The sequence below is a fragment of the Streptomyces sp. NPDC060049 genome (genome assembly GCF_042736715.1).
Lineage (GTDB): Bacteria > Actinomycetota > Actinomycetes > Streptomycetales > Streptomycetaceae > Streptomyces.
Genome location: NZ_JBHWVV010000012.1, coordinates 170,584 through 184,682, shown reverse-complemented (window position 1 = coordinate 184,682; position 14,099 = coordinate 170,584). Strand labels below are relative to the sequence as shown.

Here is a 14,099-nt window from a genome sequence, read left to right as displayed (position 1 = left end):
TTCCCGCGATGCGCATCCGCGACGCCGGAAGCCAGGATCGTGCCCTGAACAGCTGACCGGAGGACGTTTGATGAACACGCAAGGAATAGAGATGCCGCCGCATCACACGGCATCGGGCAACGGCCTGGCCGGGGTCGCCATGGTGCTTGGCGTCATCGGCTTGAGCACGTCGATCTTCTTCATCGGCGGCCTGTTCGGCGGCATCGGCCTGATCCTGGGCATCGTCGCCCTGACGACGGCCAAGCGGACCGGTTTCGGCCGGGGCAAGGCCCTCACCGGCGTGGTGACGTCGGCCATGGCGATCGCGGTGTCCGTCCTGGTCGCCGTCTTCTTCGTCTGGTACGCCAACAAGACGCAGGAGTGCTACCAGCCCGACAGTTTCCAGCAGTACAAACAGTGCGTCCATCAGCAGCTCACCGGGAACTGACCGGAGACCGGCGATCCGCCTGGCGGCGCGGGAGCGGACTTCCCTGGGGAAGAGGTGACAGGCTGCGCCACCTCACCACCCGCAACACCGCCCGCGACATGGACGTCATCCGTGCCGTGCTCGGGGAGAAGAAGATCTCCTACCTCGCGTTCTCCTACGGCACCTACGTCGGCTTGGACCAGGCCGCGTGATGCCGGGTGGCCACGAGCGGTGAGGCGGCGAGCAACCCCGTGCGCGCAGGCCGGATTCCGTACCGCGCCGGGTGCGCCCGCGGCGACGACGCGGGCGCCGAGTCGTCAGGCGGACTGGACGGTGATGGTGCAGAGGCGCTTGGTGGCCCGGGTCAGGGCTACGTACAAGTCCCTCTCCCCACCGGGGCGGGCCGCGATGATTTCCTCGGGGTCCATGACGACGACCCCGTCGAATTCCAGTCCGCGTGCTTCGGACGCCGGCACGATGCGTGCCTGGTGAGCGATGCCTCGGGCCGTCAGCTCGCTCACCTTGGTGTCCGCGCAGATCACTCCTAGAAGCTCGCCCGGGTGCGCGGTGCTCTGGGCACGGAGTTCCTGAACGACGGCGGTGACCAAACCGTCCGGAGGCGCGGTCACGGTGCGAGGGCTCTCACCGCTTCGCAGTGACCGTGTGGGCTTCTGGTCCGGAGCGATCCGCGTGAGCAGGTCCCGGACGCTCTCCAGGATCTCCTGCGTGGTGCGGTAGCTGACGGTCAGGTTGTGCAGTTTGAACCGCGGTCCGACGTGGGGGCTCAGTGCCTCCTTCCAGTCGCGTGCCGTCGCGACCGGGCCTGCCTGGGCGAAGTCACCCACCAGCGTCATCGCCCTTGCCGGGCAGCGGCGGACGATCATCCGCCACTGCATGGCGGTCAGTTCCTGCGCCTCGTCGACGACGACGTGCCCGTACGTCCGCTCGGGGGGGCCGTCGACCAGGCTCGACGCCTCGTCCAGCAACGGCACATCGGCATCGGTCCACGGGTCGTCCGGACCGCGCAGCAGAAGGGACCGCTCCTGCGCGGTCAGGCGGGGCAGGCGCTCGGCGAGAGCGCCGGCGTTCGTCAGGAGCGCCTTCACGAGGTCCCCGGGTACCAGCCGCGGCCACAGCACCTCGACCGCTCGGTCGACGCCGGCGTCGTCGAGGAGATCGGCTCGGATGGCGTCCAGGTCCAGCTCGTGGACCGGACCCGAGTCGGCCGCACCTTCGGCACGGTGCTGGGCGGCTCCCGTGAACCGGTCGAGGTCCATGCCCGTCATCCTGGCGGCATCGGCGTCGATCTGCTCCAGGAGGTCGCCCATGTCTCGTTGCATCGCGTCGGTGACGGCGTCGACCAAGAGCTCCCTGAACACCTGGCGCGCGGGGTTGTGCCCCGGTGCGGCCGCCACGGCGGCGTCGCGTGCCGTGGCGACCTCCTCGCCGGACAGGTGAACCAGTTCCTGTCCGACCCGCACGGTGAAGTCACCGGCGGGGGCTTGGTGGACGCGCAGCAGGCCGGCCAAGGCGTCGGCGAGGTCGGAGCTGCCCTTGAGACGCGCCGTATCGAACGGGTCCACCGTGTCCGTGGACACTCCGGCCAGTTCCCGGCAGGTCGCCAGAACGACGTCGTTCTCTCCGAGCGAGGGAAGGACCTGGGAGATGTATTCGAGGAACCGGGCGTTCGGGCCCACCACCAGGACACCCTCCTCCGCGGCGCGCGGGAACGCGTACAGGACATAGGCCGCCCGGTGCAGGGCGACCACCGTCTTGCCGGTGCCGGGCCCGCCCTGCACCACGGTCACCCCGCGGTGGGCGGAGCGGACGATCTCGTCCTGCTCGGCCTGCAGCGTCGCGACGGCCGCGTGCATCCTGCCCGTACGCCGTGCCGACAGAGCCTCGGTCAACGGGCCGTCCCCCACGACGTCCTCGTCGGTCGGGGCGGTCCCGTCCAGCAGTTCGTCGCTCACCGAGATGACCGAGCGCCCCTCGAGGCGCAGGTGCCGACGCCGCCGCAGGTCCATCGAGTGGACCGGTGTCGCCTCGTAGAAGGGCCGCGCCGCGTTCGCGCGCCAGTCCACGAGCAGAGGCAGGTCATCCTCCTCCGTATGCAGTCCGATCCGCCCGATGCGCAGGGCCGTGCCGTCCGTCCAGTCGATGCGCCCGAAGACCAGCCCCTTTTCGGCGCCCTCCAGCCGGCCGATATCCTTGGCCAGACGCTCGGCGGCGATTTCTCTCTCGTATGCCTCACCGGCGCTTTCCGCCGGGGCCTTCAGCACATTCGCTCGGTGCACTCGCGCCTCGGCAAGCCGCTCGGTGAGCAACTCATATAAGGAAGACACATAATCCCGCTCCGATTCAACTGCACGCACAGCGGGATTACTCATTTTCGACAACAGGGGGCTCCTTCGATTCGAGCCACACCATACGGTCAAAGTTCCCTGAAGGTAAGTCTTGACTTACTTGGTAAGCCATGACCCTGTGGCGGAATCCATGACGGCTGCCCGTATGGCGTGCGACGCATTCCGCCGTTCCGCATATCGCTAATTGCGCTCCCGACGCCCGCCTGCCTTATGGCGATCCCGCCCTTGGATGCCGGCGATGTTTGCCGCACTCGGGGAAAGGGGGGAAGGGCGGGCGAGCCGACCAGCGCCATCGAGCTCACTGCCAGGGGGCATCTGGTCGCTTCGTCCGGCGACCCGCCCGAGGAGACGAGCACGGGATGGGGTCAAGCCCCCGACCGGTCCACCACTGCCCGACCCGTGCCGACGGCCCCATCTCAAGACCGAAGCGCCACACCGCCGTCGGTCGCGGCCGACCCAGAGAACGGATCGGTGAACTCTCACCCCGCTCGCCGCCGCGACACCCGGCGGCAGGCCCATCCATACCCGGACCACCCGACCCGGCGCCGCCCAACATGGATCCGCCGGTCTTCGGCCACCGCGTCTTCGATGTCGTCAAAGGAACGAATGAAAGGCGCGGCGGGCGTCCAATCAACCCGGGCTGTCCGGGGCCCGGCGGCGGCGCCGCTCCCATCAGATCCGATGACGGCTGATGGCGGCTGATGAGGCTGATGACAGGGTTTGCTGACCGCTAGGGTCGAATGCGGCCACCACAACAGGGAGCGGCATGGCCACCCTGGTCGACGAACGGGTGTCGACCGACCAGCAGTCGACGGACTGCCAGAACCTGGTGCTGGACGAGGCCTGGATCGAGACCCCGGTTGTGGCTTCGAGGAGCAGGTCGGGACCTCCAGCCGCCTTCACCCGCTGGAGCGGCCGAAGTTCGGCGAGCTGCGCGCGTACGCGCGGCCGGGCGACACTGTGCACATCTCCGTGATGTTCCGCCCGGTGCGCGGTACCGGGTACATCCTCGACGTACTCGACGTCCTGCACCGCGACCGCCTCGCCCTGCGCATCCACCGAGGTAGCTGTCTCGCGGGCGCAGTCCTGTCGGACGACGTCATGCCAGGCGTCGTGCAACTGTCCACGGGAGCGTGGTGGGATCCGGTCCGGCCGGGCCTGAGCGGAACATTGGACCGCCACGGCAATCCGAACGTTCTCACGGCGGATCGGCCGTGCTCGCGCCTGTCTCAAAAACCGAGTGCTCTCAGTGCGCTGGTCGACATCGAGTTGTACGGCGATTCCCTTCCTGATGTGCTCGCCTTTACACCACCAAACATCGAACAATGACACGAAGGCTTCCTGCCTCGTCGGGCAAGATTCCGTGTACGCCATCGTCAGGCGCCGTAACAGGCTGGCGCTGCCGCCGAGAGGCTCTCCACTTGTCGTTTGCGCTTGCGTAATGACATGAATACTGTGCGCAGTCATGACTGCACTTTAGAGGTCGTCTCGATTGGTAGATCGGCGTGCGGGTGACCCGGCGGACTGCGTCCCTCGGTGTTGGTGCGACGATGCGGAGATGCGCGATCACAATGAACTGATCAACGTCGACGACCCTGCATGGCCGCTCCTTCTCCAGGAGCTGTCCGGCACCGACGTACCAGTTGAGGTCCTGCCCGGCGATACCGCGGCAGGCCGAGCCTCCCTGCTGCAACTACAGGTCTCCGCCGGGTCGAATTTGGGCGGCATCGTACTGAACTGCGGCGGTCTGCTCGTGGACGGTGGATGGCTGCGGATCTTCGGAAGCCCAAGCGACGCCGGGCTGCCTGGCCTGGCCGAGGTCAACGCCATGCCCTCGGCATTCGATCCCCCATGGCGGCCTGGCGCTGGTCTCGTGGTTGCGCACGACGTGCTGGGCGGGGTCTTCGTGCTCAACGGGGGTAACCCCCGTGAGGCCGGTCGGCCCGGCGATCCAGGCGAGATCCTCTACTTCGCCCCTGATGCGCTCGGCTGGGAGGCCTTGGGCGCCGGCCACTCGGCGTGGTTGTCCTGGATCTTCTCCGGAGGTCTCCAGGAGTTCTATGAAGGCCTGCGGTGGGACGGCTGGCGCAGTGAGGTCTCCGTGCTGGAAGGCCGGCAGGGACTGTCGTTCTTCCCGCCGTTGTGGTCGGCCGAGGCGCGCCAGGATCTGTCGGCGACCAGCCGTCGCGCGGTGCCCATGGCGGAGCTCCTTGGCGTGAGCCGCGACTCATGCCTTCAGCTCGACGGCGCTGACCCGGGGTTTCTCGGAGTCGTATGAACGGGCTCACCCGTCCAGATGCCGGTAGCAGATGAGGGTGGCGGCGATGCCGGCGAACGCCAGGAAGTGTTCGGCCTTGGGCTCGTAGCGGCGGTGTAGACGGCGGCATCCAGCGAGCCAGGCCACCGTTCGTTCCACTGTCCAACGGTGGCGGCCCAGGCACTGAGAGGATTCGATGCCTTTTCGGGCGATGCGCGGGGTGATGTTGCGGGAGCGCAGCCACCTTCGCAGGTGGTCGTAGTCGTACCCCTTGTCGCCATGGAGTTTGGCGGGCCGTCGTCGACGCGGTCCGCGGCGGGAGCGGATGGGCGGGATGCCGCGGACAAGGGGTTCGAGGCCCTGGCTGTCGTGGGTGTTCGCGCCGGAGATCCCGATGGAGAGGGGCAGACCGGACCGGTCGGTGATCAAGTGGATTTTTGAGCCCTTCTTGCCGCGATCTACGGGATTCGGACCTGTCAGATCCCCCCTTTGAGGGCCCGCATGTTCACCGAATCGACCGCGCACCGCGACCAGTCCAGTATCCCCGCGTGCGCCGAGTTCGTCCAGGACCACGCGGTGGAGCTTGCCCCAAACCCCGGCTCGACTCCACTCGGTGAACCGACGGTGCGCAGTCGCTCCAGACGGACCGAAGACCGGCGGCAGCTGCCGCCAGGTACAGCCCGTCGTGGCCACGAACATGATCGCCGCCAGCACCTCGCGATCACCATGCCGCCGTCGGCCACCGTCCTGGGGACGCACCGGAGCAGCCGGGACCACCCGCTGAAAGAACTCCCACAACCCGTCCGGAACCAGGCGCTCCACCCACGTCATCACTACAGCCAGCCTAGTGATCAACCCAGTTGAGACGACCTCTTACTGAGGTTTTCTGTTCGGCGTCGGTCAGTGACGGTTCATGGTCCCTTCGGTATGACGGTGGGGTGAGATATCCGGAGGGTTGGGGGCTGACCTCTGAGATTCGGGCATTTCGTGAGGGGATCCGGCTTCAGTCCGTCAAGAGGTTCACGGCGGGTGAGAAGACCGCGGTAATCGAGCCCGCTGTCGATCCCCTGCCAGCCAGCCTGCCACCGGGCACTGGCAAGCGGTCCGGACCTGCCCTCGGACCGGACCGCTCGCACCGGGTGCTACTCCTCGCTAGGCCTCCTGGCCCGCTGAGTGGAAGTTGATGCGTTCCTTGATGACGGGGAAGCCGGCCTTGGTGAAGTTCGCGGCCATGGGGAAGTTGCCCTGGTCGGTCGATCCGGTGACGACCTCCGCGCCCTGCTCGACGAGGAGGTGGGTGCACTCCGCGAGGAGGTCGTAGGCGTAGCCGTGACCGCGCTGCTCCGGCAGGACTCCGATGAAGCCGATGGTCGGGCCGGAGGGGTTGTAAGCCGGTATGTGGATGCCGGCCAGGTCGCCCTCGGGCGTGTGCGCGATCTGCCACCACTCCCGTGGGGAGGGGCACCAGTGGAGGAAGTCGAGTTCCTCCTGGGCGGCCTGGTCGAGACCGCCCTCCTCGATGGCCCTGAGCGCGTGGGCGTCCAGGGTGACGGAATGGATGCGGCGAAACGCGTCGAAGAACACGGCGTCGTCGGGTTCGGCGCTGAAGCGCAGGCGTCCGGGCCGCTCGGGCAGACCTTGCTCCGGGGTCCAGCGGTACAGGAAGCGTTCCACCAGGAGTTCGTACCCAGCGGCTCGTGCGGCGGCGAAGCGCGTCTCGGCGCCGGCCCGCAGTTCGGGGTCGTCCCGCCAGCCGCTGGGCACGTTGATCTCGAGTTCGACCTGCCAGGGAGCGGAGCGCAGGAGTTCGGCTCCGGCCTCCTCCTCCCCCTCGGCCACGTCGAACCAGTTGATGTTGACGGGCTCCGAGTCGTCGGGGCCGCCCCACCACGCGCCGCGTGCAACGACTTCGCCATCGCGCAGGGCGACGCGCTTCCAGTGGGGGCGGAACCGAGTACGCCGATGACCCTCACGGGCGCCCAGGGGGTCGGGAAGTGCGTCAAAGAGATGTGCGTCGCTCGCGGAAAGCGCACGGATGACCAGATCGGTCATGGATTCCTCCGGGATACAGGCTGCTTGGAGCGCCCCCGGTCAGAACTGAGAAACCACGCCGGGATGCTGGAAGAGGGAGCGCTGGAAAGGTGTGAACCACACGGCACTCGCCTCCTTCCGTTCATCTCAGGGCGTGGAGCCACACGGTACGTGATCTTCCGCGGGTCCGTCCACGGATTTCTGCTGCCCTTGGAAGGAAGGGTTTCGCGGGAGGAGGCAGGGCGCTCTCAATGGCCCACGGGGCCTTACTACTGCGGTTCTCAGGGTGGGGTCAGCGGGTTGATGGCCAGGCCGGTGGAGGTGAGGCAGCCGTCGATCAGGCGAGGCCGAAGCTGAATCTTGCGTAACTCGCGTCGCAGTACGCGGTCGAGGTCGTCGGGTGTGTCGAAGGCGGTGTTGGCCATCGCTCGGCGTACCAGTGACCAGAAGGTCTCGACGGGGTTCAGGTCAGGGGCGTAGGGCGGGAGGCGGACGGTGGTGAGCCAGTCATGCTCGGCCTCATAGCGTTTCAGCCCGGCTGCGAGGTGGGTGTTGAGGTGTTCCAGACCACCACGATCGGTCCTCCGAGCTGGATGTGCGCCCGCACCAGGAGGTCGCGGTAGTCCTTCCAAGAGAAGCTTTTGCGTGCGCCCTTGAGGAGGATGTGGGCGCGGGGTCGGTAGATGAGACGGGCCGGTTCGCCGGGTTTGTAGCAGCACAGTGCGGCGATCAAGGTCCTGCGGCGGGAGCGGCCGCGGACGCGGATGACGGGGGTGTGTCCGCGCCGGCCCCAGGTGCGGGCGCGGGGCGGCGCCATGGAGAATCCGGCCTCGTCCTCGAAGACGATCCAGCCCCCGTGGGCCGCCGCGACGCTTTTACCCGCGGCCACACCTCCTTCTTCCACAGCTCGACGGAGTCCTCGTCGCGTTCGAGTGCTCTGCGGGCGGGCGCCTGCCAGGACCAGCCGTGCCGTTTCAGCAGCCGCCAGACCGTCGCCACCGACAGCGTCAAACACAAACGGCGGCGGATCACCGCCTGGACGCGGACCAGGGTCCACCGCTCATCCTTGAAACCGTGTGCTGACGGGCCCTTGCCGAGCTCGTCCTCGAGAACGGCGAACTGGGCGTCGGTCACGGTCGGGCAGTTCGCCGGCCCACTCGAGCGAAGGGCCTCCATACCGCCCTCGCGCCAGGCACGGCGCCAGCGTTCCACCGATCGGACACTCACCCGCAGATCCTTCGCGATCACCACGGTCTTCTCACCCACCACGAACCGCACACCGGCATCGAGCCGGATCCCCTCACGAAACGCCCGACGCTCAGCAGTCAGGCCCCCACCCTCCGGATAACGCATACCACCGGCATACCGCAGGGATCATGACCCGTCACCACCCGACGACAACCCGAAAACCTCAGTAAGACCTCAAGTACGGCCAGTGGTTCAGGGGCGCCGACGTCGACGGCGACGGGTTCATCACCCAGCGGGACGTCCGAATGATGAGCGAGCGTCACATCGCCGCCCGCGGCACCGGACTCCACGACCGCTCGCCTGCTCACCGAGGGGATGGACGGGTTCTGGACGAACGTGATCGCCCCGATAGATCAGGACGGTGACGGGAAGGTCGATCTGATGGACATGACCGAAGGGTTCAGGCGGGTCCTGACCGACCCCGCCCTGTACCCGGAACAGATCGAGCCGGTGACCAACTGCTTCTTCGACCTGGTCGATCTCAACGGAGACGGCAAGATCGACCAGGCGGAGTTCCAGCAGATGTTCGACTCGGTCGCCGGCGTTCCCGGCGAGGACTGCGCCGCGGTCTTCGCGGCTTTGGACCAGGACGGCTCCGGTGCGCTGGACCGCGCCGAGTTCCACCAGGCGGTCTCGGAGTTCTTCTACGGTACTGACCCGGACGCTCCTGCCAACCACCTGTTCGGCAGGGTCGCCGGCTGTTCCAGATGCGGCCCCGTACGCCGCACGCCCACACCACTGCCGGTGTGGGCGTGCGGCGTGAAGACCTCAGGCCAGGCAGCGGGAGCTCTTCGACGGCGGCGTCGATGCACTTGGTGGTCCGGAGCGCGATGGCGTTGAGGACCAGGCGAAGCGTTCCACATGGCCCCCGTGGCCGCCAGAGAGCCCGCACGCGACTTGTACCGACGTCAGGGGGCGTCAACGCCCCGCGCAAGGCTCCTGAAGGGCTGCCGGGCGCCGAGCAGTATGTGTGAGACTCCCTCTGAATGATCACTCGGGGGGAGTTTCGCGTTGAACGCGCTGTTGAAGAGGGTGTGGATCGGGCTGGCCGCGACCTTGATCGTGAGTCTGGCCGCTGTGGTCCTGCCGGACCACATCCAGATAGAAGACGACGGGCGAATCCACCTGGGCGCGCCCGCGCCCACGCCGGCCCCGTCCACGGCGGCGCCCACACCGGAGTCCACGTCACCGCCCCTCACACGGGACGCCGTGGACGAGGTGATCCGGACCGCGGTCAGCGCGGCGGGCCTCGACCCGGCGCAGGGCCGCCCGACCGTCGCGGCCGACGCCAACTCGAACAGGACGGGCTGGATGGCTGTCCGCGAGAAGACCGCCGCACAGTCGGAGATGAACGCGATCTGCGCCGACCTGGAGCGCCTGGGCTGGACGCTGAACCCGAACGGCGACCGCCCCGACGCCTCGCGCAGCTACAAGCGCGGGGGCTGGTACCTGCTGGTGAGCACGTGGGGGAAGACCCAGGCGCCGTCCACCACGTCCGCCTTGACCGACTCGCAGACCTACCTGACCTTGACCGGGCTCCAGCTGAACCTTTCCGACATACCCCTCCCCGAGATCACCGTCCGCATCGGCTGACCCCTCGGAGAGAAGCCCACACCGTCATCCTGGGACACCCCGGCACCCCGACCCCCCGGCACCCCGACACCCCGACCCCCCGACACCCCGACACCCTGGGCCCGCGTCGAGGAGGTGGCGGTCGGCCAGGTGGAGTTGCTGGGAGACGTCGCTGCTTTTGTCGCCGCTGCTGCCTGCCGGCTCCGGTCAGCGGGGTGGCTCGCCCAGTGTGTGGGTCTCCTCGGTCGCGAACGGTACGGGCCGGGCCATCCATGCCCCCGGTTCGGGGTGGTTGCGACCCCTAGCCTGGTCAAGCCGTCGGTCGAGTGGCCGTTGCCGCCGGGACCGGCGCCCGGCCTCCCGACGGGGGGCGGGGGCCGGTCAGCCCTCGGCCAGGCGGGCCAGGCGGTTCAGCTGGCCGGCCAGGACCTCGGGCGCGGAGGACGGGACCGGGCCCGAGTTCCATGAGTGCGGCCCCGACACGGTCAGTGCGTAGAGTGCGTAGGGCCGAAGACGTCCGGGTTCCACTGGCCGACGGCTTTGAAGGAGTACCCGAAGTCGTACCGGGGGAGTTCCTCCCAGGGGATCAGCAGGTCCCCCGCCTTCATGGCCTGCCGCAGGCCAAGACTGGTGATGACCAGGTAGTGGCCGGGCGCACCAGGTCGGGGTCCTCGGCCAGCCACCGGTAGAGCGACCCCGTCGCTCCCGGCTCGACATCCTCATCGACGCGTACACGGAACTGCACGATGCCCCCCTGGCTCGATTCCGGGCGCGATGCCAACCCAACGCGGCCTGGTTGATGTGTAGTTGCATATTCCCGCGGGCGTTGCGGGGTCCAATGGCGCGCAGCGTGCCGGAGCACTCCGACAGGCGATTCATCCAGGGCGGCGGATCGAAGCACGACTACCGCGAGCTGAAGACCACTCTGGGCCTTGACCACTTCGAGGGTCGCTCCTTCACCGGGCCAGCGCGTCACTCTCGTCACCGCCGCCCACCTGTTCCTCACCGAGCAGCGCGCTCGAGTCATGAAGCAGGCATGCAGGCGCGTGGTGGGTTGACCGGCGTTGACCGGAGCCCGGATGCGTGGCCGCCGAGGCGGGCGGCACGCCCAGGGTCGGTCTCAAGCTCCTGCGATGCCCTGCCTGTCAAGGGTGCCTCTCCGGTCGCAGTCACAACCCCCTCGGCCATTTCCGCCCACACGCGACCGAGTTATTTGACTAGTCGTCAGATTCGACGTAGGAAATGCCCGTAATACGCCCCGTCTCGCCATCACCGTCATCCCTCACCGAAAGAGGCTCATTCATGGGAAAAAGGATCGCTGCAGTACTGGGCAGCGCGGCGCTGCTCGCCACCCCCCTGCTCGCCGGGTCCGCGTCGGCCGCCCCCTCGGGTGCCAACTGGGTGTGCGGAGCCCCCTGGACCGCCAGTCGCGCGGAAGGCCACGCCTCGATCCAGTACTGCGAGGGCAGGCGCGTCCTCGTAGCCTTAGTCACCGACGACAGGGCGGACGGCCGGTGCCCTCGCCTCTCCGGCTACCTGTACCACAACGGCTACTACGTAAACTCTGGGGGCGTCGGACCCAAGGGCGCCACCCGGTACGTCGAGATCTTCGCGCCTTCCGGTGACTACTTCTACACGGCCGGGCTGTCTTGGGAGAGTTGCTGACCCGCATGCGATCTCTCGGCTTCGCGACTCGGCCGTTCCAACAATGCGGCCAGGTGCGGTGCCAGACACCGCGGGCTCGGCAAGATCCGGAAGAGACGGCCTAACCCCTTCCGCGCGGCAATCGCGCGGAGCCGACCATCACACCGCCCGCAGGGATTGCAGCATTTCGTCGGTCCCAGGGCGCAGCGAGGCCTCGGAGCCATGAAAATCACGCGCTGGTGACAAGTAGCTCGATCAGGCGGTGGCAACTATCGCGATCCGTTCCGCAGCTTGACCCAGGTCAACCGGCCGAGCCGGTGACACCGTCGACGGGGAAGGGCATCGGCGAGGACCAGGTCGCACGGATCGCGGCTGGCCAGCCGTAGAAGGGGGTCGAGGGCTTCTGACAGCGGGCTCGGCCGGCGTACCGATCGCGGAGCGTCGCATCCGGATCGGAGCCCTCGACACCCTGCGCGGACAGCTCACTCGCCGCGACCGTGGCCGGCCGGCGTCACCCGCAGCCGTCCGCGCTGAGAGCGATCCGGGTATCGACCCAGAACAGTGGGACCCGGCCGCCCTGTGCGCGCGAAGTCGACCAGGCGCTCTGCCCTTTCCCTGCGGCGTACGCTGCCGGGTGCTGGCGGCGACGGGACCCCTGTGAGGCGACCGAAGCTCTGATCGTCGATCCGGGTCTTCCCGGCTTCTGCCGTGACGTTGATGACGCGGTGGCATTCTCGGCAGTTTACGTCGGCAAAAGAGGGTGGTTGTGTGATGGAGTCCGGGCGGGAGCTCGTAGCGGCGGCCCGGCGGAGGGACGCGGAGGCCGTGACCGTGCTGCTGGAGGCGGGAGCGGATCCGGAGACGGTCGCGGGCGACGGTCTCCCCGTACTGTGCCTGGCGGTCGCCGCCTATGACGCCGCCGTTGCGGGCGCGCTGGTCGGGGGCGGCGCGGACCCGGACCGCAAACTAACGGATGCAACGACGCCTCTCCTGCGGGCGGTCGATGGCGGCTCTCGGGCGGTGGTGAAAGCCCTGCTGGGGGACGATCCGCTGCGCCTCCCCGAAGCCGAACGGGAGCGGTTGCTCGCGTTGGCCCGGCACTGGTACGAGCGGGGCGCGGAGGAGGAACTCCGGGACAGGACGCGTGAGTTCGGTCCTGTTCACGAGGAGAACGTCGAGGACGGCGAGTACGACGAGGTGGCCCAGCTGACACTCGGCGGCCTCACGATCCGCGCTGGGCACGGAGCGGTCCTCACGGAACTGGAGACTGCTTTCGGAGTCCTGACGCCCGTGGACAAGCTGGTCGACAGGGCCGTGGCGCACGAGGATTGGGATCATGTCGACTGGGAGTCGGCCGTGGCGGCCCTCGCTCTTCGCCGGGACACGGAGACGTTCCTGGCAGTGATCGCGTACCGGCACGATCCGAACCCGCGCCGCCGTCAGTTCGTCCTCTCCGTATTCAAATCCTACCGGATGCACGCTTACCGGAACTTCTGGTTGCGGCAGGGGATCCCCTTCGGGAAGGAGACGGCGGACGTCCTCGTGGCCTGGGCCACAGACGGCAAGGAGGAGGACCCGTACGTCCTGGCCTGGGTGCTCTCGACCCTGTGCGGTCTGAAGCACCCCGAACGGGAGGCCGTGGGACTACGGCACGCTGGTCACCCGAGCCCGGACGTCCGGGTCGAAGTCCCCGACCTCGTATTCGACTGGGGCACGTGGCGCCCTCCCCTGGGTGCGGCCAAGGACGCCCTGCTGGTTCTCGCCTCAGACGAGGACCCGCGCGTGCGACGCAGGGCCGGCGCGACACTGATCGTGGGCGACGACGGGAGCGGCGAGTTCACCGAGGCCCTCGTCGGTCTCCTCCGTGACCCCGAATTCGAAGTACGCAAGTACATGGCGGACGGCATCAAGTCCTACAGCAGCGAAGCACGCACTCCGGCCGTGGCTGATGCCTTAGCGGCCCTGCGGGACGAGTGCGACCCAGCTGACAGGTGACGGCACTGCTTTTGGGTGACTGCCAGCACCCTCACTGCCTGGCTGCAGCACCCGGACTTCCGCCTCGTCAAGTAGGCCACTCACAGGCTCGCGTCCCGCTCCAGCGAACGCACCGCAGCGAGGGCACCTTGGGATCAGGCAGGAGCGAGGGGTCCGGAACACACCGGCAACCGCAGTCAGCAACACATCTGGCACACAAGCACCAGGCACCGCAGTTACCTTGCGGCGGCCATTGATCCAGATCGCGAGCAAACACCCTCGCCGGGACAAACGCACTTTGACGTTGGGCACGAGGGGTGCGTCGTCGTCGGCTTCCACTAGGCCGTCTCTTTCGGATCTTGCCTGATCACGCCTGCCGGGCCGGACGGACGGGAGAGCCGGCCATTTAATTGCTGGCGCGCGGTGCGCGGGCCTGCCTACTGTGAGGGCGCGACCGCGTCCCCCGATGCGCTCGGCTGCGGCTACTTCCTTCCGAAACCAAGTGACGCCGCAGCCACTTCTGATCTCGGGGTGGCGCGGGCGCCTGCCCCGCCCGTCCCTCCGCCCCGTCGGACGCCTCGGACGGGGCTTCCCATTGCCT

14 protein-coding genes and 1 pseudogene are annotated in these 14,099 nt (G+C 68.0%); 7 read left to right on the top strand and 8 right to left on the bottom strand.

What is annotated here, in order from left to right; all coding sequences use genetic code 11:
- Positions 1-91: 91 nt before the first annotated feature.
- A complete protein-coding gene (locus ACFWBY_RS23420; protein ID WP_385333917.1) occupies positions 92-427 on the top strand; it encodes a DUF4190 domain-containing protein in 336 nt (111 codons plus the stop codon).
- A 296-nt stretch (positions 428-723) separates the two neighbouring features.
- Here ACFWBY_RS23420 and ACFWBY_RS23415 read toward each other — a convergent pair whose 3' ends face one another.
- Complete coding sequence (locus ACFWBY_RS23415; RefSeq protein WP_385409694.1) at positions 724-2,688, bottom strand: HelD family protein; 1,965 nt, start codon at positions 2,686-2,688, stop codon at positions 724-726.
- 1,059 nt (positions 2,689-3,747) lie between these two features.
- Between ACFWBY_RS23415 and ACFWBY_RS23410 the strand changes: the two genes are divergently transcribed.
- Both ACFWBY_RS23410 and ACFWBY_RS23405 read left to right on the top strand, forming a co-directional pair.
- Entirely contained in the window at positions 3,748-4,101 is a 354-nt protein-coding gene (locus ACFWBY_RS23410) for a molybdopterin dinucleotide binding domain-containing protein (RefSeq protein ID WP_385334092.1), read from the top strand.
- Positions 4,102-4,330: 229 nt separating this feature from the next.
- Positions 4,331-5,050, top strand: coding sequence for a DUF2625 domain-containing protein (locus ACFWBY_RS23405; RefSeq protein WP_385333914.1), 720 nt, complete (start codon positions 4,331-4,333; stop codon positions 5,048-5,050).
- A 6-nt stretch (positions 5,051-5,056) separates the two neighbouring features.
- On the opposite strand, the gene ACFWBY_RS23400 is transcribed toward ACFWBY_RS23405, so the two are convergent.
- The 6 genes and pseudogenes from ACFWBY_RS23400 to ACFWBY_RS23375 form a co-directional block, all read right to left on the bottom strand.
- Complete coding sequence (locus ACFWBY_RS23400; protein WP_385334089.1) at positions 5,057-5,860, bottom strand: IS5 family transposase; 804 nt, start codon at positions 5,858-5,860, stop codon at positions 5,057-5,059.
- Positions 5,861-6,181: 321 nt separating this feature from the next.
- Positions 6,182-7,081, bottom strand: coding sequence for a GNAT family N-acetyltransferase (locus ACFWBY_RS23395; RefSeq protein WP_385333911.1), 900 nt, complete (start codon positions 7,079-7,081; stop codon positions 6,182-6,184).
- Between the two features lie 260 nt (positions 7,082-7,341).
- Positions 7,342-7,485 (bottom strand): hypothetical protein, encoded by a 144-nt coding sequence (locus ACFWBY_RS23390; protein ID WP_385334109.1) that lies wholly within the window; start codon positions 7,483-7,485, stop codon positions 7,342-7,344.
- Positions 7,486-7,509: 24 nt separating this feature from the next.
- Positions 7,510-7,593, bottom strand: a pseudogene (locus tag ACFWBY_RS23385) (DDE endonuclease); the annotation flags it as partial.
- Positions 7,590-7,907, bottom strand: a complete 318-nt coding sequence (locus tag ACFWBY_RS23380) for a transposase (RefSeq protein WP_385334086.1) — start codon at positions 7,905-7,907, stop codon at positions 7,590-7,592. The gene ACFWBY_RS23380 and the pseudogene ACFWBY_RS23385, both read right to left, overlap by 4 nt.
- Complete coding sequence (locus ACFWBY_RS23375) at positions 7,790-8,413, bottom strand: winged helix-turn-helix domain-containing protein (RefSeq protein ID WP_385333908.1); 624 nt, start codon at positions 8,411-8,413, stop codon at positions 7,790-7,792. The genes ACFWBY_RS23380 and ACFWBY_RS23375 overlap by 118 nt, the downstream gene beginning before the upstream one ends.
- A gap of 210 nt (positions 8,414-8,623) precedes the next feature.
- Here ACFWBY_RS23375 and ACFWBY_RS23370 point away from each other — a divergent pair, with 210 nt between their 5' ends.
- Both ACFWBY_RS23370 and ACFWBY_RS23365 read left to right on the top strand, forming a co-directional pair.
- The gene (locus ACFWBY_RS23370; RefSeq protein ID WP_385333905.1) at positions 8,624-9,148 is read left to right on the top strand and encodes an EF-hand domain-containing protein; all 525 of its coding nucleotides are present in this window, start codon (positions 8,624-8,626) and stop codon (positions 9,146-9,148) included.
- 171 nt (positions 9,149-9,319) lie between these two features.
- Positions 9,320-9,901, top strand: coding sequence for a hypothetical protein (locus ACFWBY_RS23365; protein ID WP_385333902.1), 582 nt, complete (start codon positions 9,320-9,322; stop codon positions 9,899-9,901).
- Between the two features lie 464 nt (positions 9,902-10,365).
- Here ACFWBY_RS23365 and ACFWBY_RS23360 read toward each other — a convergent pair whose 3' ends face one another.
- On the bottom strand, positions 10,366-10,563 hold the full coding sequence (locus tag ACFWBY_RS23360; protein ID WP_385333899.1) for a hypothetical protein: 198 nt from the start codon (positions 10,561-10,563) through the stop codon (positions 10,366-10,368).
- A 619-nt stretch (positions 10,564-11,182) separates the two neighbouring features.
- On the opposite strand from ACFWBY_RS23360, the gene ACFWBY_RS23355 reads away from it, so the two are divergent.
- Together ACFWBY_RS23355 and ACFWBY_RS23350 are read left to right on the top strand one after the other, a co-directional pair.
- A complete protein-coding gene (locus ACFWBY_RS23355; protein WP_385333896.1) occupies positions 11,183-11,545 on the top strand; it encodes a hypothetical protein in 363 nt (120 codons plus the stop codon).
- A gap of 750 nt (positions 11,546-12,295) precedes the next feature.
- The gene (locus ACFWBY_RS23350; RefSeq protein WP_385409695.1) at positions 12,296-13,519 is read left to right on the top strand and encodes an ankyrin repeat domain-containing protein; all 1,224 of its coding nucleotides are present in this window, start codon (positions 12,296-12,298) and stop codon (positions 13,517-13,519) included.
- Positions 13,520-14,099: the final 580 nt, after the last annotated feature.